Source organism: Brachybacterium nesterenkovii, assembly GCF_900163655.1.
Lineage (GTDB): Bacteria > Actinomycetota > Actinomycetes > Actinomycetales > Dermabacteraceae > Brachybacterium > Brachybacterium nesterenkovii.
Genome location: NZ_FWFG01000092.1, coordinates 25,837 through 45,555 on the forward strand (window position 1 = coordinate 25,837; position 19,719 = coordinate 45,555).

The 19,719-nt window shown below is 73.7% G+C and carries 15 protein-coding genes; all 15 read right to left on the reverse strand.

The window, feature by feature from the left end; translation table 11 throughout:
• Positions 1-3: 3 nt before the first annotated feature.
• Complete coding sequence (locus FM110_RS10315) at positions 4-1,848, reverse strand: ABC transporter ATP-binding protein (protein WP_087104676.1); 1,845 nt, start codon at positions 1,846-1,848, stop codon at positions 4-6.
• Between the two features lie 159 nt (positions 1,849-2,007).
• Positions 2,008-4,098, reverse strand: a complete 2,091-nt coding sequence (locus FM110_RS14875; RefSeq protein WP_087104677.1) for a glycosyltransferase — start codon at positions 4,096-4,098, stop codon at positions 2,008-2,010.
• A complete protein-coding gene (locus FM110_RS10325) occupies positions 4,095-6,071 on the reverse strand; it encodes a glycosyltransferase (protein ID WP_087104678.1) in 1,977 nt (658 codons plus the stop codon). Before FM110_RS10325 ends, FM110_RS14875 begins: the two co-directional genes overlap by 4 nt.
• On the reverse strand, positions 6,068-7,258 hold the full coding sequence (locus FM110_RS10330) for a hypothetical protein (protein WP_087104679.1): 1,191 nt from the start codon (positions 7,256-7,258) through the stop codon (positions 6,068-6,070). Before FM110_RS10330 ends, FM110_RS10325 begins: the two co-directional genes overlap by 4 nt.
• Entirely contained in the window at positions 7,255-8,391 is a 1,137-nt protein-coding gene (locus FM110_RS10335) for a glycosyltransferase family 4 protein (RefSeq protein ID WP_234992238.1), read from the reverse strand. The genes FM110_RS10330 and FM110_RS10335 overlap by 4 nt, the downstream gene beginning before the upstream one ends.
• An 11-nt stretch (positions 8,392-8,402) precedes the next feature.
• Positions 8,403-9,230 (reverse strand): acyltransferase family protein, encoded by an 828-nt coding sequence (locus tag FM110_RS10340; RefSeq protein ID WP_087104680.1) that lies wholly within the window; start codon positions 9,228-9,230, stop codon positions 8,403-8,405.
• A complete protein-coding gene (locus tag FM110_RS10345; RefSeq protein WP_159458045.1) occupies positions 9,212-9,511 on the reverse strand; it encodes an acyltransferase family protein in 300 nt (99 codons plus the stop codon). Before FM110_RS10345 ends, FM110_RS10340 begins: the two co-directional genes overlap by 19 nt.
• Entirely contained in the window at positions 9,502-11,763 is a 2,262-nt protein-coding gene (locus FM110_RS10350) for an N-acetylneuraminate synthase family protein (protein WP_234992245.1), read from the reverse strand. Before FM110_RS10350 ends, FM110_RS10345 begins: the two co-directional genes overlap by 10 nt.
• Positions 11,748-12,458: an acylneuraminate cytidylyltransferase family protein gene (locus FM110_RS10355; RefSeq protein WP_200810219.1), complete on the reverse strand. Its 711-nt coding sequence runs from the start codon at positions 12,456-12,458 to the stop codon at positions 11,748-11,750. Before FM110_RS10355 ends, FM110_RS10350 begins: the two co-directional genes overlap by 16 nt.
• Positions 12,455-13,552: a hypothetical protein gene (locus FM110_RS10360; RefSeq protein WP_087104682.1), complete on the reverse strand. Its 1,098-nt coding sequence runs from the start codon at positions 13,550-13,552 to the stop codon at positions 12,455-12,457. The genes FM110_RS10355 and FM110_RS10360 overlap by 4 nt, the downstream gene beginning before the upstream one ends.
• Positions 13,543-14,616 carry a CgeB family protein gene (locus tag FM110_RS10365; protein WP_087104716.1) on the reverse strand — a complete coding sequence of 358 codons (1,074 nt, stop codon included), beginning with the start codon at positions 14,614-14,616 and terminating at the stop codon, positions 13,543-13,545. The genes FM110_RS10360 and FM110_RS10365 overlap by 10 nt, the downstream gene beginning before the upstream one ends.
• A gap of 23 nt (positions 14,617-14,639) precedes the next feature.
• Positions 14,640-15,572, reverse strand: coding sequence for a glycosyltransferase family 2 protein (locus tag FM110_RS10370; protein WP_087104683.1), 933 nt, complete (start codon positions 15,570-15,572; stop codon positions 14,640-14,642).
• The gene (locus FM110_RS10375) at positions 15,569-17,359 is read right to left on the reverse strand and encodes a polysaccharide biosynthesis tyrosine autokinase (protein ID WP_200810220.1); all 1,791 of its coding nucleotides are present in this window, start codon (positions 17,357-17,359) and stop codon (positions 15,569-15,571) included. The genes FM110_RS10370 and FM110_RS10375 overlap by 4 nt, the downstream gene beginning before the upstream one ends.
• 189 nt (positions 17,360-17,548) lie before the next feature.
• The gene (locus tag FM110_RS14880) at positions 17,549-18,487 is read right to left on the reverse strand and encodes a transglycosylase family protein (protein ID WP_087104684.1); all 939 of its coding nucleotides are present in this window, start codon (positions 18,485-18,487) and stop codon (positions 17,549-17,551) included.
• A 375-nt stretch (positions 18,488-18,862) separates the two neighbouring features.
• The gene (locus FM110_RS14885; RefSeq protein WP_087104685.1) at positions 18,863-19,618 is read right to left on the reverse strand and encodes a transglycosylase family protein; all 756 of its coding nucleotides are present in this window, start codon (positions 19,616-19,618) and stop codon (positions 18,863-18,865) included.
• Positions 19,619-19,719 lie beyond the last annotated feature (101 nt).

The window sequence follows — 19,719 nt, forward strand, 5'->3', positions numbered from 1 at the left end:
CCCTCAGCCGATCTCGCCGAGCTCGACGAGGCGCGCGAACTCCTCGTCCGTCGCGCGCAGACGGGCCATCGTGCCACGCGACTGCAGGCGCCCGCGGGAGAAGAACAGGATCTCGTCGGCGTTCTTGACGGTCGAGAGGCGGTGGGCGATGACGATCACCGTGATCTCGCCGTGCAGGGCCTCGATCGTCGCGGTGATCTCGTGCTCGGTCTCGTTGTCGAGGGCGCTCGTGGCCTCGTCGAGGATCAGCACGCTCGGCCGGGCGTACAGGGCGCGGGCGATGCCGATGCGCTGGGCCTGGCCGCCCGAGACCCGCGCCCCGGAATCCCCGATGACGGTGTCGAGGCCCTCGGGCAGGCCGTCCACGAAGGAGCGCAGGCGCGCCCGATCGATGACGTCGTCCAGCAGCGCAGCGTCCACCTCGTCGGCGGGCACCGCGAACGTGATGAGGTCGCGGACCGTGGCCTCCCACAGGTACACCTTCTGGGAGACCATCGCGACGTCCGCGAGCCAGCTGCGGGGGTGCTCGGCGACATCGAGGCCGCCGACGGTGACCGAGCCCTCCGTCGCGTACAGCAGCCCGGCGAGGATGTCGGCGAACGTCGTCTTGCCGGCGCCGGAGGAGCCGACGAGCGCGACGGTGCTGCCGCGCGCGATGGTGACCGACACGTCCGTGAGCACGTTCTGCGTCGAGTCCGGGTAGTGGAAACCCAGGCGGTCGACGACGATGTCCGCGCGCGGGAGGGGGATGATCCGCTCGTCGCGGGACCGGCTGCGGGCCTCGTCGGCGTCGAGCTCGTCGATCTGCTCGACGAGCAGCGCGAGGTGCGGGCGCCCACCGCGCACCGTGTTGAACGTGGCCACGAGGCGGTTCAGGGCGGGGATGACGCGGATGCTGGCAGCCGCGAACGCCGCGAGGAGGCTGAACGCGAGCGCCTGCGGCTGCGTGGCGAACAGGACGAGGGCCACCGCCATGATCCCGGCGATCATGACGATCTCCAGGAGGTACTTGGGCAGCTCGCCGAGCAGGCGCTCGGGCTGCGAGACCGCCGCGTACTGCGCGCGGTTGCGGGCGAACGCGTCCGCGAACACGTCCTCCCGGCGGAAGACGCGGGTCTCGCGGAAGCCCTCGATCGCCGGGTTGATGTAGCGCCACGCGTCCTTGTTGTTCTCGAGGTTCACGAGGGCGAAGCGGATCGCCCAGGGCTTGAGGACGCGCGCGATGAGCAGGGCGCTGCCGCCGAAGATGACGAGCGCCAGGAGCGAGCCCAGCGGCGACAGCACCAGCAGCGTGGCCAGCAGCAGCACGATGGTCAGGGCGTCGACGGCCACCGTGATGTACCCCAGGAGCACGGAGTCGAGCGCCTGGTGCACCGACCCCGTGACGGTCTGGAGGATCACCGCCTTCGAGCGCTGGCGGTGCGAGGCGTAAGGGGCCATCACATAGCGGCGCAGGAGCGAGGCCTGCAGCATGTTCGAGGCCCGCGTGGTGATGCCGATGCTCCACCAGCGGATCGCCACGACCGCCGCGTTCTTGACCAGGAACGCGACGGCGACGAACACGGCGAGCGCCAGGAGGACCCGCTGGCGGTCATCGGTGCCCAGCACGGGCACCACGAAGCGCTCGACCGAGGCGGGCAGCGAGCCGTCGCCCGCGGTCAGCATCTGCGTGAGAGGAAGCATCGCGACGACCGCCGCCATGTCCAGCAGGGCCGCGACGAAGCCCGCGACGAGCAGGAACACGATGCGCGGCCCCATGCGCCACGGGAGCTGGGCGAGCACGCGGCGCAGCCGGACGACGTCGAGGCCGAGCCCCTCCGGACGTGCTCGGCGATCAGCTTCGGCCATGTGTTCCTCTCGTGGGCGTCGCGGGGTTCGCCCCGGCGACAGGGCGCGGGCGGGCGGGGCACGTCGCGTCGCTGCGCCCAGCGTGGCGCGCCCGGGCCCGGCCGTCCAGCCGGTCGGGGATTTCCCGTGCCATCTCACGCCGGAGCGCAACGAGGGGCGTCACAGCTCCTCGACCGCCTGCCGCAGCGCGGCGATGAAGCGCTCCTCGGAGAATGCCTCCACGTGCGCGCGGATCGCCGCGCGCGACCACGGGCCCCTCTCCTCGAGCTCGCGGACGGCCGCGACGATCGCCTCCGGCGTCTCCTCGGTGAAGAACACCCCGCTGGTGCCCTCGCGCACCGTGTCGAGGTAGCCGCCCGCGCGCAGCGCGACGACCGGCACGCCGTGCGCCCCGGCCTCGAGCGGGGTGAGGCCGAAGTCCTCGTGGCTGGCCGCGATGAGCGAGGTCGCGTGCGCGTACGCCCAGCGCATCTGCGCATCGGAGAGGCCCTCGACGAGACGCACGTTCTCCGGCGCGAGGGCCCGCAGGCGCTCGCCCTCGGGGCCCCGGCCGATCACGAGGAGACGCCGCTCGGGCATCGCGCGGAACGCCTCGATGACCCGGTCGACGTTCTTGTAGGGCTGGAGGCGGGAGACGACGAGGTCGTGGCCGCCCGCGGAGCCGTCGGGCCCGGCCCAGCCGGCGAGCTCGCCGATCGTCTCCTGCGGGCCGTCGGCGACATCCGGCGAGAACGGCGGGAACAGGGTCGAGGCGTCGAGGCCGTAGACGCGCCGGATCCGCTCGCGCACGACCGACGAGTTCGCGAGGTACCCGTGCGCGCGGAGCGCAGCGCGGCGGTCCCAGCGGCGCAGGAGCGGCGCGAGGACCATGAGAACCAGGCGCTTGGGGTCCAGAGGGCCGGCCTGGCCGAGGTAGTCCTCGGGCAGGTAGAGCCAGCGCGCCGGGGAGTGGCAGTACACGAGGGTGCGCCCGGTCGTCGGGAAGGCATGGGCCCAGCCCGAGGACGAGGCGACGACCACGTCGGCATCGATGCGCATCCGCGAGGCCGCGGGCGCGAGCATCAGCAGTGCGAGGCGCGGGTCGCGGCGCAGCGGCCCGATGCGGTCGAGCGGGCTCGTGCGGATCACGCGGTCGCGGTACTCGGGGTACGTCTGCGAGGGCTCGTAGAACAGCGTGTGGATCTCGGCGTCGGGGAACGCGCGGCAGATCGACAGGACGAGGCGCTCGGCGCCGCCGCGCTGGGTCAGGTAGTCGTGGGCGATCACGACGCGGGGGCGGCCCGATGACGACGCGGCAGGCCGATCGGGGGGCGCGGGCGCCGTCGCGCCCGCGAGCCCCGCCCCCTCGACGACAAGGGCGACGAGCTTCGTGCCGACGGGCCGCGGGACGCGCCCGAGGACGCGGTCGACGAGCCGCGCGCTGCGCGCGACGTGCTCGGGCGTCCGGTGCGTGCGCGCGACGGCGCCGACGAGAGCGCCCCATACCCCCTCCCCCGCCCTCGGGGGCGCGAGGGGCGCGTCGGGGTGCAGGCGCGCGAAGGCCGCGCGCGCGGAGCCCGAGGCGAAGGCCTTGGAGGCGCGGGCGACGGCAGTGCGGGCCGGGCCGTGGTGCTCGGCGTCGGCGCCGGAGACGCGCACGAGGCGCACGCCCGCTGCGTGCAGGCGCCAGCCGTAGTCGACGTCCTCCCAGCCGTAGGCGCGGTACGCGCTGTCGTAGGGGCCCACGCGCTCCCACACGGCCCGGGCGATCGAGCAGTCGGCCGCCCAGTGGCGCCACAGCGCGTCATCGGGGCATGCGCGCGCCGCGGCGTGCGAGCGCGCGCCCGCGTCGCGCCCGTAGGCGCGGGCGTAGGGGGCGTCGTCGTGCATGTCGCGCGTGAGGCCGACGACGCCGATGAGCTCGCCGCGCACGGCCGCATCCGCATGGGCCCCGACATGGGAGGCGACGAACGTCGGCGGGACGCGCAGATCGTCGTCGCAGCGGATCAGGACCTCGCCGCGCGCGGCGGCGAACCCCGTGTTCAGCGCGGTCACGCGGCCCTCGTTGCGGGGCAGCAGGAGCGGGCGGGCCTCGAACCGGTCCTCGGCCTCGACGAGCGCGACGGAGCCGTCGTCGACCCCGTCGACGACCACCACGACCTCGAACGCCGGGGCGCCCGGCTCCTGAGCGGCGAGCGAGTCCAGCAGTCGCGGCAGGCGCTCGGCGCCCCGGTACGAGGGGACGATGATCGAGGCGGCGGGGGCGGTCATGCGTCCTCCGGATCCGGGGGCGTCGTGGGGGCGTCGAGGCCGGCGACGAGGCGGCGGACCCGTGCGCGGCCGACGGAGGGCGAGAAGCACTTTTCCCAGCGCTGGCGCCCGCGCGCCGCGGAGGCGGCGGCCGAGCCGTCCTCGAGGCCCTCGAGCGCCCGGCGCACGGTCGCGGCGAGCGAGGCGGCATCGCCCGCGCGGGCGATCCACGGGTGCTCGGGCCCGGCGACCTCAGGCAGCGCGCCCGCGTCCGAGACGACGAAGGGAACGCCGCACGCCATCGCCTCCGCGGCCACGAGCCCGAAGCTCTCTGGGGCACGCGACGGGAACACGGCCACGTCGACCTCCGCGAGGAACTCCTCGGGATCGACCCAGCCACGGTGCTCGACGGCATCGCCGAGCGCGCCGAGAGCCGCCGCGACGGCGCCGTCGCCGGCGCCGTCGCCGAAGCGGTTCTCCCCGGCGAGCACGAGGCGCGCGTCGAGGCCGTCGGCGCGCAGGATCGCGACCGCGCGCGCGAGATCCTCGACACCCTTGGCGCGCGTGAGGCGGCCGAGGAAGCCGATCCGCGGCGGGGATCCCGCGGTCCGGGGCGTGCGGTGGGCGAGGGCGAGGTCGCGGGTCCAGTTGGGCAGGACGGTCGCGCCGGGCACCGTGCTGGCCACACTGGACGAGGGGACGAGCACGCGCCGGGCGCCCCGGCGGGCGAGCGCGAGGGCCGCGCGGTGGGCGCGCGAGGGCTGCTGGTGGAGGTGGACGATCCGGGGGCCGAGCCCGGCCGTGGCGAGCGACGGGACGAGCCCGTTGCACCACAGCGGCATGCGGCGGTGGCGGATCCGCCAGGCGGCGAGGGCGAGCATCCAGGCGAGGCGGCCGTCGGCCCGCAGCTCGGCGACGTCGTGGCCCGCCTCGCGGGCGCGGCGGGCGAGGTCACCGGGGGCGGAGGGTGCCACGACGGTCACGGCAGCGCCGAGCTCCGCGAGCGCGTCGGCGATCACGAGCAGCATGACCTCTCCCCCGCCGATGTCGCCGTTGTTGGTCGCGATCGCGATGCGGGGCGGCCCGACTGCGACCGGGGCGCGCCGTGCGCCGAGCAGGCGCCGGGTGCGCCGCAGCGCCCGCCCCCAGCGCTCCCACCAGTCGCGGCGGACCTCCTCGGGCGTCGGCTCGTGGCCGAGCCGGATGGCCAGGTGGTCGCGGTTGACGCGGAGGGCCTGCGCGAGGACCCGGAGGGCCGCGGGCGCGGTGCGGGCGTCCCGCAGGCGCGCCCACCACACGGCCGTGGGGTCGGCGTCGCGCAGCATCGCGCGCCACAGGTGCTCGTCCCTCCCGCCGGCTGCGAGCTCGTCGCGTCCGGTCACGAGGACGATCGGCACGAGGGCGCCGAGGTCGCGCGCGAGCGCGTCGACCGCGCTCCTCTCCTCGTCCGTCGCCGTGCCCCACGCCCGCTCGATGTCGCGCGCGCGGCGTCCCATGTGGTCGCGCGCGGCGTGCACGAGCATGACGAGCCGCTGGCCCGTGAGGTCCGGGACCGGGCACGCGACCCCGCCGAGGTCCGTGCGCGCCCCGGGGGCGGCGAGCACCTCAAACGTGCGCCGCGCGTCCCGGTCGAGTCCCGGGAAGTGCCGGTGGACGTCGACCGTGCCCCAGACGCGCGAGTAGAACGTGGCGGCGTGCCCGAAGACGCTGCCCGCGGCGAAGTGCGTGCGCTGCTCCCAGCCAGCGCCGCGCAGCGCCGCGACGAAGGCGTCGAGGTCGTCGGGGTGGACCAGGACGTCGCAGTCCGTGGACGTGCCGCGCCCCTCGGCGAGGAGGGGGTCCATGGCCTCGCCCTTGACGTGCAGGATGCGCGCGCCCGCGCCCTGGGCGATCGTCTCGAGGCAGCCGTGCGCGAGGCGCAGGAGCACGGCGCGCGGGAGGTTCTGCGCGACAGCGGCCGTCCCCGCGGGGACCTCCGGTCCCGGCCCCGTCATCCCGTCCTCCAGGCGAGCTCGGCCCTGCCGTGGTCGGCCTCCTCGCGCGGGACGGACCACTGCGCGAGCGCGAGGGCGATGATGATCATCCAGTACACCGTCATGAACACCTCGCCGAGACGGGAGGAGCAGACGAACAGCACCACAGCGCCGGCCTGGATGATCGCCTCCTGCCGCGTGGGGTGCCCGCTCGCGAACGGCCGCATGACGAACACGCCGGTGACGAGCAGCAGCACGGTGAGCCACGGCCAGCCGCCCTCGACGAGCGCCGTCCAGTACGAGTTGTGGAAGAACCAGCCGTTGCCGTTGATGAGCGCGACCGCCTCGCCGAGCCCCTTGCCCCAGAAGCCGGCCTCATGGACCGCCTGCAGGGACGCGTTGTCGATGCGATAGCGCAGCAGGTCCGAGCCGACGCGGTCGCTGAAGCGCCCGATCCGGGAGAAGTCCTCCGAGACGAGCTGGATGGCGATGTAGATGACGCCGCCGAGGGCCCAGCGCAAGATCGTGTGCAGATGCGGGGCGAGGAGCGCCCACAGCAGACCCGCTGCGCAGGCCGCCAACGACGTGCGCGAGCCCGAGAGCCACAGGCCCGCGAGGAGGACCGAGCACAGCACGACGCGCGGCCCGCGACCCTTCACGACCGCGAGCACCGCGAACACGGCCACCGCGTAGGCGAGGCCCGCGACATTCTTGTCGACGAGGAGGCCCGTGAGGTAGCCCGCATACTGGTCCGCATTCAGGCCCGCGAGCCACACCGGGATGTTCGCGGCCAGACCGCCCCACATGCCCAGGATCAGGGAGCGCAGGTGGATGCGCCCGGTGGGCATCAGGCACAGGGCGGCGACCGTGAGCGCCATGCGGATCAGGCGCCGTTTCCAGTCGAGCGCGTAGTCGTGCTGGTCCACGATGACCGACATGAGCGCGAGGTAGGCGAGGGCGAGGACCATGATCGGGATGAGCCACTCGAGCGCGGGGATGTACCGGTCGGGACGCCGAGACAGGGCCAGGACCATGATCGCCAGGAGCACGACCGCGTTGATGGGGACCCCGAGGCCCGGCATCCCCATCTCGACGATCAGCAGCACGCCCAGGATCAGGTCGAGCAGGCGCAGGCGGCCGACCTCCGCGAGATGATTGCGCAGCATCCGGCCGCGCCGGGCGTGCGAGGGTGCGGCGACCGCGGTCATGCGAGCACCTCGCGGTACACCCCGGCGACGCGCTCGAGCATCTCCGCGACCGTCGGGATCGTGCCGTCGAGCACGGGCCTGCGGTCCCGGTTCAGGCCCTGGTCGATGATCGCGGAGGCGGCGGCCTCGCGGTCGGCGACGTCGACGATGCAGTGCGCCGGGAGGATCTCGTCGTTGCCGCCCACGTCGGTCGCGATGACGCCGATCCCGTGGGCGACGGCCTCCAGGAGCGAGTAGGACAGGTTCTCGACGGCGGACAGCTGGACCATCACGTCGTGCTCGCGGAAGGCCTGCTCCTTGTCGATGAACCCCGCGAAGCGCACGGTGCCGTCGAGCCCCAGCTGCGCGACGAGGCGCTCGAGCTCGGAGCGCTCGGTGCCCTGGCCCGCGATCGTCAGGCGCGCGCTCTCCTCGCGGGCGACGAGGGCGGCGAACACCGCGATGACGTCCCCGATCCGCTTCTCGTGCGCCAGGCGCGCCATCGACAGCACCCGAAGACCGGTGGCGCGGTCGCGAGGGGCGTGCATGCGGTCGACGCCGTTGCGGATCACCGTCATCGGGACCGTGCGGCTCCACTGGCGCCGAACCTCGCGCCGCGTGTACTCGGCCACCCCGATCAGGTGATCGGTCAGGCGCAGGCGCACGTGATGGACACGCGCCATCACGAGGGCCCGCGCATGGCTGGGCTGCAGCAGGTCGGGATCCGCCGAGATGCAGTGCTCGGTGGAGACGAGGCGGACGGGTCCGCCGTCGGCCGCGCGCAGCCCGCGCCGTGCCGCGCACCCGATGACGTCGGCGTACGGCAGGTGCGTGTGCACGATCGCAGGGCGCAGACGCCGCAGGAGCGAGCGCAGGGCGAGGACCGCGGTGACGGCGGACTGCTCGCGAGCGCCGAAGCGGCCCGTCACGACGGCCGCCCCCGTCTCGCGCAGCGCGACGGCGAGCGGGCCCTCCGGCAGCGCGTAGACCATGCGGTGCCCAGGGACGCCGCCCGCGCGCGCGGTGTCCAGGAAGTGGCGCCCTACCCCGGCGACGTTGGAGACCGCGGTCACCCACAGCACGAGGGGACGCTGGGCGGCGCCGGGCTCAGCCTCGGCGCGGGCGGGCGAGGGCATCGCCGACGAGCTGTCCATGGGGGCCTCCTTCATCGCACCCCCGCGGGGCGCGCACGGTCGAGGGGATGCGCGGACCGGTCGCGCAGCGCCGTGAGAGCCCGACGCATCCATCGGGTCGCCTCGACCTCTCCGACCCGATGGTATACTGCCGCGAGGACCAGCGCGCCGACCAGCAGGACGGCCATCGCGGCGCCGCGCCCCAGCGCCGGGTCGAGGATCGGCAGGAGCGCCATGATCGGCACGAGGTGCGCGACGTAGAGCGAGTAGCTGCGGTCGCCCCGCCACAGGAGGGGCCGCGAGGCGAGCAGCGGGATCGGGCGGCGCGGGAGCGTCACCGCCGCGAAGATCGCGACGACCACCGCGACGCACAGGGCATAGCGCGTGCCGCGCACGAGCCACGCGTCGGGCACGGGCGCCAGCAGGAACGGCAGGGCGGGCAGACGCCGTCCGGTCTCGCGTGCCAGGAGCAGCATCATCCCGGCGGAGAACAGCGGCCCCCATTCGACGAGCAGCAGGTTCAGGAGGATCTTCCAGAGCACCTCGACGTCCTGCGGCTCCACGCCGAGGGTGTGTGGGCGCGCGATGGCCGCGACGATGAGGCAGACCGCGGTCCACGCGTTCGCCGCGATCACCGCGACGCGGTCGGTGATGCGGCAGCGCGTGAGGATCAGCAGCACGAGCACGTAGAACTGCAGCTCGATCTGCAGAGTCCACGACACCGGGTCCGCATTCGCGGCGCCCAGGAAGCGCTGGACCAGCGTGTAGTTGAGCAGGCGGTCGCGCCACGGGATTGCGAGACCGGGCACGGCGAGGCCGGCGCCGAGCGCGATCGCGACCGTCAGCGCGATCCAGAACACGGGGTAGATGCGCGAGACGCGCGAGAGATGACGAAGTCGGAGGGGCGGCGCGTCCGCCGCGCCGACAGCAGGATCACGAAGCCGGAGATGAGGAAGAACAGCTGGACGCCGTACTCGCCCCACCAGATCGAGACCGCGGGCGGGCCGCCGAGCCCCGGGCCGTCGCCCATGAAGGTCGTCAGGTGGTAGAGGACGACGGCGAGCGCGGCGAGGCCGCGCAGCGCGTCGAGCTCGCGGAAGCGGACGGTGCAGGGACGGGGCTGGTCGGGTCTCAGAACCACTGCTCGAGGCGGTCGAGCGCCGTGAAGAAGCCTTCGCCGTTGTTGACGTGGCCCTGCCAGATCTCCGGGATGAACGGCGCTTGCGGGGCCAGGCGCGCGAGGCGCTCGGCCAGGTCGCGGAAGTCGACCTCGCCCTCGCCCACCTGCACGCCCTCGCCGTCGATGCCCACGGCGTCGACGATATGGAGGTGCTCGATATGCGGGCCCATGATGTCCACGTACTCGCTGAAGGGACGGCCCGCGAAGGTCGCCGCGAGCTTCGTGTGCGAGACGTCAAAGGTGAGGCGGCGCCCCGTCTCCTCGCAGAAGCAGGCCGTGTCCTCGGGGTCCATGAACAGGTTGTGGAACTGCTGGCCGCCCATGAGCCAGGGGAACGGCGGCAGCGTCTGCGCGGTCAGGCGCACCCCGGACTCGTCGATCCGCTCGAGCGCGCTGCGCACGCGCGCGTACAGCGGCGCGCGCTCGGCGGGAGCCAGATGCCGGTCGGGCAGGAAGCCGCCCATCGTCACGATCACGATCGGGTCCTCGGCGCACGTGAAGTACGGCCGCAGGGCGCGGGCCATGTCGACCACCCGCTGGACCTCCCGGATCGACCGCTCCCAGATCGCGTCATCGGGGCTCGCGAGGTCGATGAGGAAGTCGCCCGCGTACAGGTCCGGGGCGTGGATCGTGAAGAACTGCCCCAGCCGCTCCCCCGGCGCGAAGAAATCCGCAGGGTCGAGGTCCATGTCCCGGTAGGACTGGTGGAACTCGAGGAAGTCGGGCTGGGAGACCTCCAGCAGCGGCCGGAAGTCGTGGAAGCGCACCGGCAGCCCCCACGGGCGGGAGAAGCTGTAGTCGCGCTGCTCGCGGGCCTGCTCCGCGAGGTCCCCGGGGTAGAAGAAGTCACCGGCGGGCACGCGCCGGCGCAGCCGCACGCCCAGCAGCGCGTCACGGCGGTCCGGCTGGAGGCCGCGGCCCGGGCTCTTGACGTCGACGTCCGCCTCCGTCACCACCTCGCCGACCTCCAGATCGCGGGCCGCCACGAGGGACGTCGCGAGGTTCACGCGATTCATCAGCTCGCCCGTGGACACCACGCGGGGCTCGGCCGTGCCCAGCGCCGCCTCGACCTCGCGGATCTGCCGCACCATCGCCGCGAGCTCGTCCGGCAGCAGCGACACCTTGTGGTCGCTGCCCTCGAGCGAGCGGTCCACCGTCACGTGCTTCTCGATGATGCTCGCGCCGCGCGCGACCGCGGCGATCGGCACGTGGATGCCGCGCTCATGGCCGCTGTAGCCGACCAGGCAGTCCCCCAGCTCCGCCAGGCGGTCCATGTAGCGCAGGTTCACGTCCTTGAACGGCGCCGGGTACGTCGACTGGGTCTGCAGCAGCGCGTACTGCGCGCCGTGGCTCCGCAGCACCCCGACGGCCGCGGTGATCTCGGCCTCCGTGGACATGCCGGTCGACATGATCATCGGGCGCCCCGTGTCCGCGACGCGGCGCAGCAGATCGTGGTGCGTGAGATCCGCCGAGGCGATCTTGTAGGCGGGGATGCCGTAGCGCTCGAGCGCCTCGGCCGAGGGGATGTCCCACGGGGTGCACAGCACGTCGATGTCCCGCGCGGCGCAGTGGTCGAACACCCGGTACATGTCCTCGACCGACAGCGAGTACTTGGCCAGCAGGTTCATCGTGTACTGCGGCCCCAGGTCCTCCCCCGCGCTCGAGGAGCCCCCCGAGCGGTACAGGGCGGCCATATCGCGCAGCTGGAGCTTGACGGCGCTCGCGCCCGCCGCGACGCAGTGGTCCACGAGGGTCGTGGCGAGCTCGACGTCGCCCTGGTGGTTGTTGCCGATCTCGCCGATCACGAGGGCGGGCAGACCCTCGCCGATCGTGTGGCGCCCGATCGTCAGGGTGCGGGGCACGGGCGAGGCGATCGCGACGATGCGGCCGCGCTCGTCGAGCACGGGGATGCGGTCGACGCCCGGGCGGGCGAGGGCCTCGATGCGCTCCATCGACGTGCCCTCCCGGACCGACACGAACGACGTGCGGGCGGCGTCCGCGGCGGGGGCCAGCAGGTCGGGGGCCGTCTGCGCGGTGAGCCAGCGCCGCACGTCCCCGTCGGACAGGGAGCCGGTGACGACGCCGTGGGCGTCCGCGAGGAACACGACCCGGGCGCGGTTGGCGTCGATGCGCCGCAGCGCCTCGTGCACGGTGGCGTCGGCGTCGACGAGATAGGGGGCGACGGTGCGGTCCAGGATCACGAGATAGTCCATCCGAGGCGGGCGAGCATGGTCTCGGCGGCGGCGACGTCGGCCGCGGTGTCGATGTCGACGCCCTCGGACTCGTCCAGCACGAACAGTCCCACGGTGCCGCCGATACGGTTGCCGCGGGTGCGATAGATCCCGGGGGCCGTCACGTACAGGCTCCCGTTCTCGAAGTAGTGAATCTCCTGCGGGAGCAGGTCCTGGCGCCGGGGGCGGGCGTCGACGTCGTAGGCCGCCTGCGCGCTCTGGCCGGGCCGCTCGGGCAGGCGCCAGAAGAACGGGGACTCGGGGACGACCCCGACGAGGCTGTCGCAGCCGGAGTCGCGGAACTGTTCGAGGGCCCGCCCGATCGTCCCGGGCGCCCGGACGGGGCTCGTGGCCTGCAGCAGCATCACGGCGTCCAGGTCCGCGCCCTCGGCCTCGACCGTGTCCATCGCGTGCAGGATCACGGGCTCGGTGGGCGCCGTGTCCAGCGCCAGCTCCGCGGGGCGCTCGATCACCCGCGCCCCGTGCTCGCGGGCGACGGCCGCGATCTCCGGGTCCTCCGTGGAGACCGCGACGATGAGGTCGTGGCCGTCCTGCCCGGCGGCGAGGGCCTGCGCGATCGTCCACGCGATGAGGGGGCGCCCGCCGACGGGCAGCAGGTTCTTGCGGAAGATCCCCTTGGATCCGCCGCGCGCCGGGATCACGGCCAGCGCGGTCACACCGATCCCTCGATGATCCCGGCGATGCGCACCGCGGGCTCGCCCTCGGCGGCCGCGAGCGGCGGCGTGGGCGTGCCGCCGAAGGGCCGCATGTCGTAGCGCCGCCAGAACTCGTGGACCCAGCCCGGGGCGTCGGGGCAGTGGACCCAGGCGGGGACGCCGCGGGCGGCGGCCTCGAGCACCCCGGTGGAGAAGATCGCGACGACGGGCGAGGTCAGCTCGCGCAGCGGCACGTCCGTCGGCGCGACGGCGATGCCGCGGCGCCGCATGAGGGCGTGCGCGGCCCGCGACAGCGCGTCGGTCTCCGCGGGATGGGGGCGGTAGATCGCCTCGTGCATCCGGCAGAAGCGGTAGGCGGTGCCGGCGGTCAGGCGGCGCGGGAGCTCGGCCCCGTGCATCTGCCCCAGGAACACGGGGCGGGCGTCGCGGTCGACATCCCCGGCGTCGTGACCGGCCTGCCACAGCAGCTGGGAGCCGACGGTCTGCGTCTCGACATCGCGCCGGCCCGAGAGCCAGAACTCCGCATCGGCATCGCTCCAGGCCAGCAGCGTCGCGCCGCGCGGCAGCGGCGGCGCGAAGGGCGTGAGCGCCCCGTGCTGGACCACGAGCTCGCGGATGCCGGTGCTCTCGGCGAGCTCGTGCGCGGTCGCGCCGAGCGCCAGGTGCTCACCGATCGAGACGACGGCCCCGGGCTCTCCGGCGCGCGCGAGTGCGGCGGCGTCGTCGCCCGTCTCGGAGCGCCATCCCTCGAGCTCGGGCAGCTCGACGCCGACGGGAGCGAGCACATCGACGCCTCTGCGCAGGTACGGCAGGAACGACAGGAGGGCGGCCCGCGACGTCGGCGACGCTGAATCGACGGCCAGCAGCACCCGCTCGGGGCGGTCCCCGTCGCGAGAGCTCAGCACCCACCGCTGCGCGGGCCCCGCGTCCGCTTCCGGTGCCCCCGCGGCGTGATCGGCGTCGCGGCCGCGGCCCAGGCGGGAGCGCACGGCGCCCGCACCGCCCGCGACGGCGTGCTTGGCGCGGCGCAGCTTCTGCCGCGACCGCTGCCAGTCCTGCCACAGCTCCAGGCTCTCGGGGTGATTCAGTCCCATAGCGAGTCCACGGTCTCCATCCGGTGATCGAAGGTGTGCTCTGCGAGCGTACGGCGGCGGCCTGCATCCCGCAGTCCCTGGGCCCAGCGCGGATCGGCCAGCGCCCGGCGTGCGAGGTCCTCGAGCTCGTCGAGGTCGTGCCACACGGCCACTTCGGTGCCCACGTCGTAGAACATCTCCACGTCGTCGCGGTCCACGAGCTCGACGCCGCCCATGCCGGGGATCTCGAAGGTGCGCATCGCGTGGCCCGTCTGGAGGCCGTGGATGTTGACCGCCGCCGCGGCCTCCCCCACCACGCGGTACGCCTGCTCGAGGGGCACGTCCCGCGATGCCGTGATCGCGGGGCGGCTCCACGACCAGGTGCGCAGGCGGTCGAGGAGGTGGCGGGAGAAGTCCCGCCCGTAGGCGTGGACGGGCAGGCCGCGGTGCGCGAGCTCCCCGAGGGTCGTGAAGCGGTTCGCGTAGCCGGAGCCGACGAAGGCGATCTCGCCGCTGCGGTGCGCGGACGGACCGACGCGGTGCGGGTCGAAGGCATCGGGCATGAAGCGGGCGTCGACGCCCTCGGCGTCCCGCAGCTGCGCGGACTCCGAGGGCGAGTAGCTGAGGACGGGACCGACCTCCCGCAGGAACGCGGTCGTGTAGTCGTGGCGGTGGAGATCGTCGTACAGCCACAGGATCCGCGGGGTATCGGCGAGGGCGTCCCAGAAGCGCTCATCGAGCAGATCGCCCTTGATGACGAGCACCCGGTCCGGGCGGTGCTCGGCGAGCGCGGCGATGGCCCGGTCGGTCACGCGGCGGCGCTCGGCGGCGCGGCGGTCCCCGGGCAGGTGCAGGCGCTCGGGCAGCTCGACACGGGCCTTGAGCAGCGCCTTCGCGGCGACCGTGTCGTAGGCGTCGTAGCGCAGGGTCCGCACGTCGTGGCCGCGACGGGCCAGGGCGTCCTCGATCGAGCGCCAGTAGCCGTGGAACGTCGGCGAGACGACCAGCACTCGGTGCCGGGCGGAGGGCGCGGAGAACGCGGACAGCGGGGGCGACGCGGACGAGGCGGGCGACGCGGACGGCATGGATCGCGCCTGCGGCTCGGTGCTCATCGGGCGAGCCCCCGATCGGCACGGAGGATCAGGTCGACCTCCTCGCGGAGCACCGCCACGGGGGCGACGTCGCGCCCGGCCAGGCGGCGCCCCGTGTTCCACACGAGGTTCGCCCCGCTCGCGGCCAGCAGCGCGGCGCGCAGTGCGAGCGGATGCCCATGGCGGCGGGCGTAGCGCATGCGCGCGCCGACGAGCCACCGACGGCGCCTCGCCTCGGAGCCCGCGGAGCCTCCCCCGGCGTGGACGACCACGAGGTCGGCGTCGAGGAGCGCCGGGATCCCCTGCCGGCACAGGCGCAGCTGGAGGTCCACCTCCTCGGTATACATGACGTAGCCCTCGTCGAAGCCGCCGACCGCGAGCACCTCGGCGACCGGGAGCAGCAGCACGGCCCCGGACACCCAGTCCACGGGCACCATGCCGCGCCCGCGCTCCGCCTCGAGGTCGTGGCCCACCGCGCGGTGCAGCACGTCGCGGTGGTGCTGGGAGGCCAGCGGCACGAGCCACTCGATCGCCTGGTGGCCGACGGTCGGGAAGCGCCGGGCGGCGTACCCGGAGCGCCCCGCAGGATCCTGGTTGCGGCAGCCGACGACGGCTGGCTGGAACGGCGCCGCGTGCACCACGAGATCGCGCGCGAACGAGGCGGGCAGGCGCAGGTCAGAGTTCAGCACGAGCGCGAGCGGCGTGCCGACCTCCCGCAGGCCCGTGTTGACGGCGGCCGCGAAGCCGCCGTTGCGCTCGCGCCGGATCAGCTCGACGCCTGCGGGCAGGCGCGCTGCGTCCACGGGCTGGGGCGAGGCGTCGTCGACGACGATCGTGCGGGCGGGCCGGTCCGCGGCAGGGACGTGATCGCCCAGGAGGTCGGTGAGGAGGTCCAGCTCCGGGCCGATCGGGCCGTGCACGGGGATGATCGCCCCCAGCTGCGCGATCATCGCGATGCGGCGTCGGGATCGACCGCGGCGGCGCGGCGCCCACGGCGCTGATGCGGGCCCCCCGAGGTCGAGTCCTCGCGGGGATCGGCGTCCTGGCCGTAGACGTCCAGGGCACGGCCGTCGGGGCCGTACAGGGCCTCGCCGTCGTCGTCCTCGCCGTCGTCGTCCTCGTCGCCGGGGTCGCCGACGGCGGCGGGCACGGGGTCGGTCAGGGCATCGGCCTGCGGCTCCGGGTCGTTGGCCGACGAGGCCGCGGTGTAGGCCCGCGGTGCCCCGGCGTCACCCTGCGATGCCGGAGCCCCGGTCACGGGCCGCGGCGTCTCGGGGACCACGGTCGCGGGCACCGGGGCCGTGAGCACGTCCTCGGCGACCTCCACCTCGGCCTCCGGGCCGGTCGCCTGCCCCTTCGCGTACCCGTAGGAGTAGGCCTTGGAGGCGTAGCCGTAGGCCGAGTAGCCGTACTCGGCGTCCCCGTAGGCGAGGCGGGTCAGACGATTGGCGGAGGCGCGGTTCATGACGGCGCCGTAGACGGTGCCGCCCACTGCGCGGATCGACTCGACGGCCCGGGAGATCCCCTCGACGCGCGTGCGCCCGGGGACGGCCACGATGATCGCGCCGTCCGTGTGGCGCGCGAGCAGCTGCGCGTCGGTGACGGCGAGCACGGGCGGGGCGTCGATGATGACGAAGTACTCCCGGGACAGCTCCGTGACGAGCTCGTGCATGCGTCGGGAGCCGAGCAGCTCCGACGGATTGGGCGGGACCTCGCCTGCGGGGATGAGCGAGAGCTTCGAGCGCGGGTCCGCCTGGATCACGTCGTGGATCGAGACGGTGCCCGCCAGCAGCTGGGTCAGGCCCAGCGAGCCGTCGACGCCGAACTGCGCTGCCTCGACCGGGCGGCGCAGATCCGCGTCGATCAGCAGAGTGCGCTGCCCGGCGCGAGCCATCACGCGGGCGAGGTTCGCGGCCACCGTCGACTTGCCCTCGCCGGGAGCGCTCGAGGTGACGACAATCGAGCGCGGCGGATCGTCCACATCGGCGTAGCGGAGGTTCGTGCGGAGCTTGCGCAGGGCCTCGCGCGCCTGGAAGCTCTTGGGATCCTTGAGCAGACCGCCCTTGACCCGCGCGAAGTCCTTGGAGTCGGGGAGGACGCCCAGGGACGGGACCGCGACCGTGGTGCGGATGTCGTCGACCGTGCGCACGCGCGAGTCGTTGCGATTGCGCACCCAGGCCAGCAGGAGGCCCAGCAGCAGACCGGCGACGGCACCGGCGAGGGCGAACTTGCGGCGATCCGGGGAGATCGGGGGGCCCGGGGCGAGCGCCGTCTGGTACGCCACCAGCTGGTCCCCGGTGCCAGGCTCGAGCTCATTGGCCTCGGCGGCGACGGTCTCGATCGAGGCGTTGGCGATGTCGCTCGCCTCCTGCGGCGTGCCCGCGGTGGCCGTGACCGTGATGATCGGAGCGTTCGGGTCCAGCGAGGCCGTGAGCGAGCCCGCGACGGCATCGGGTCCCTGTTCGAGGCCGAGCTTCTCGACGATGCCCTCGCCGACCGCGCGCGTGTTGAACAGCGGGAGGAAGAACTGCGCCTTCGAGTACTGGGCCTGCGTCGTGTCGCCCTGGGTCGGGTCGGTGCCGCCGGAGGCGCCGCGCACGAAGCCGAGCGCCGATGCCTGGTACGCCTCGGGCTTGGTGTGCGAGTACGCGTAGCCGAGCCCGGCGCCGAGCACGAGGGAGATCGTGAGCAGCAGCGCGTTGCGCAGCAGCAGCCGGAGGAAGTCTTCGATCGTCACGGTCTTCCGATCTGGGAGGAGACGGGCGCAGGGATGGTCCCCTCATTGTAGGTGCCCGACGCGGAACGGGCCCGCTCCTTGGGAGGGAGCGGGCCCGTTCGCGATACGGGTGCCGATGCGCGGCCGGAGCGGCCGGGGCGATCGGCCCGGAGGTGTGAGCCGGGGCTGAGCTGGACTCAGCCGATCGGATCAGCCCTGGGCGTTGAGGAAGGACTGCAGCTGACGCACGGTGTCGGCGTCCTGCGTGAAGTCCGACGCGCCGTTCGGGGTCATACCGATGGCCTTCTGGACCTCGAGGGTGGTCTCGGTGCCGATCACGCCGTCGTCGTTCGCACCGACCCAGCGCTGCACGGTGGCGATATCGGCCTTGTCGAGCTCGCCGTCCTGGGACATGCCGACCCACTGATGCACGGCAGCGGTGGTGTCGTCGCCGAACTTGCCGTCGACCGCGAGGTCACCGGTGGAGGCGGCCTTCGTGGATGTCGACTTCTTCGACTCGGTCTTGTCGGACTTCGTCGACTTCTTGGAGTCGCTCTTGTCCGACTTCGTGGACTCGGACTTGGTCGACTTCTTGGACTCGTTCTTCTCCGACTTCGGAGCCTCGGTCTTCTCGGACGTCGTGGACTCGGACTTGGTCGACTTCTTGGACTCGGACTTCTTCTCCGACTTCGGAGCCTCGGTCTTCTCGGACTGGGAGGCCTCATCGGAGGAGCTCGAGGCGGCGCCGCCGTTGGAGCGGGTCAGGCCGGCCTTCTTGGAGCACACGGGCCACGCGCCCGGGCCCTGGCCCTCGAGGACGCGCTTGGCCACGGTGATCTGCTCGCCCTTGGAGGCCTTGTTCGCGGTCGAGGCGTACTGGGTGCCGCCGTAGGCGCGCCAGGTCGAGGCCGAGAACTGCAGGCCGCCGTAGTAGCCGTTGCCGCTCGCGATGGACCAGTTGCCGCCGGACTCGCACTGGGCCACACGGTCCCAGACGCCGGTGTCGGCCGACGCGCTCGCCGCGCCGACGCCGACGACTGAGCCGGCCGCGACGGCGGTGCCGCCGGCGACGACGGCCGCGCGGCGGAGGAAGGCCGGAGCCTTGATGGTGGGCGCGCCCTCGGCGCGGTGGGTGTGGGACTGCGTCATCTGAATTCCTCCAGGTCGTATCGGACGGGTGCCGCGCTCGCCGCTTCCGGGGCCGGGGGCCTCGGGCACCGCAGCAGGCCTCTCGGGCACCGCTGTCATCGACCGTGCCAGGTCCTCCCCCCGGAATGCACGCGGCTTGACCCGACCTTTAACGGGTTTGTGACGCACCCCAACCTTGCGAGCCCGATTTCCCTGGTGACGCTCATGCATCACCCGGACGGCATTCAGAACCGGCGAAACAGGCATACCGCAGGCCCGTCGCGCCCTCGATTGCGCACCGCCCCGCGCCCTCGAATGCGCATCGGCCCGCGCTCCCGAAGAAGCGCGGGCCAATGCGCCGGGCGGCTGACGGAGCGGCACGGCGCTCCGAGCGGATCAGCCGTTCAGGTGGTCCTGGAGGGCGCGGACGGTCGTGCGGTCGGTGCGGAAGCTCTTGGCGCCGTTGGGCTCCATGCCGACGGCCTCCTGCACCTTGCGGGTGGTCTCGCGGCCGATCTTGCCGTCGGGGGTCGCCCCGACCTTGCTCTGGATCGCGCGGATGTCCGAGCGGGACAGCGAACCGTCCTGGCGCACGCCCGCCCAGTCCTGCATGGCGCGGGTGGTGGCGCGGCCGAACTTGCCGTCGACGGCGAGGGAGCCGGAGCCCTGCGCGGGAGCGGAGTACGCGGCCTCCTTCGTCTCGGCGTGCGGGGCCGAGGCCTCGGCGGCGGAGCTGGCGCCGCCGTTGGAGCGGGTCAGGCCGGCGCGCTTGGAGCAGACGGGCCAGGCGCCCGGGCCCTGAGCCTGGAGGACGCGCTGGGCGACGGCGATCTGCTCGGACTTCGAGGCCTTGTTCGCGGTCGAGGCGTACTGGCCGCCGCCGAAGGCGTTCCAGGTCGAGCGGCTGAACTGCAGACCGCCGTAGTAGCCGTTGCCGGTGGCGATGCTCCAGCGGCCGCCGGACTCGCACTGCGCGACGCGGTCCCAGACGCCGCCGTCGGCGGAGGCCGAGGTGGCGCCGAGACCGACCACCGAGCTGGCGGCGATGGCGGTGCCGCCCACGATGACGGCGGCGCGGGGAGCGAGGCGCGCGTCCTTCAACAGGACGGCGGAGCCGCCGGCGCGGTGGGTGTGGCGAGCGGACTGGGTCATGGGGATCTCCTCCGTGTCGGTGAGCGGCGATCCGCGTCCCGGCGGGGAAGGAGGGGGACGATGCGGGGGTGCCTCGCGTGCAACGGTGCCAGCGCCTCGCG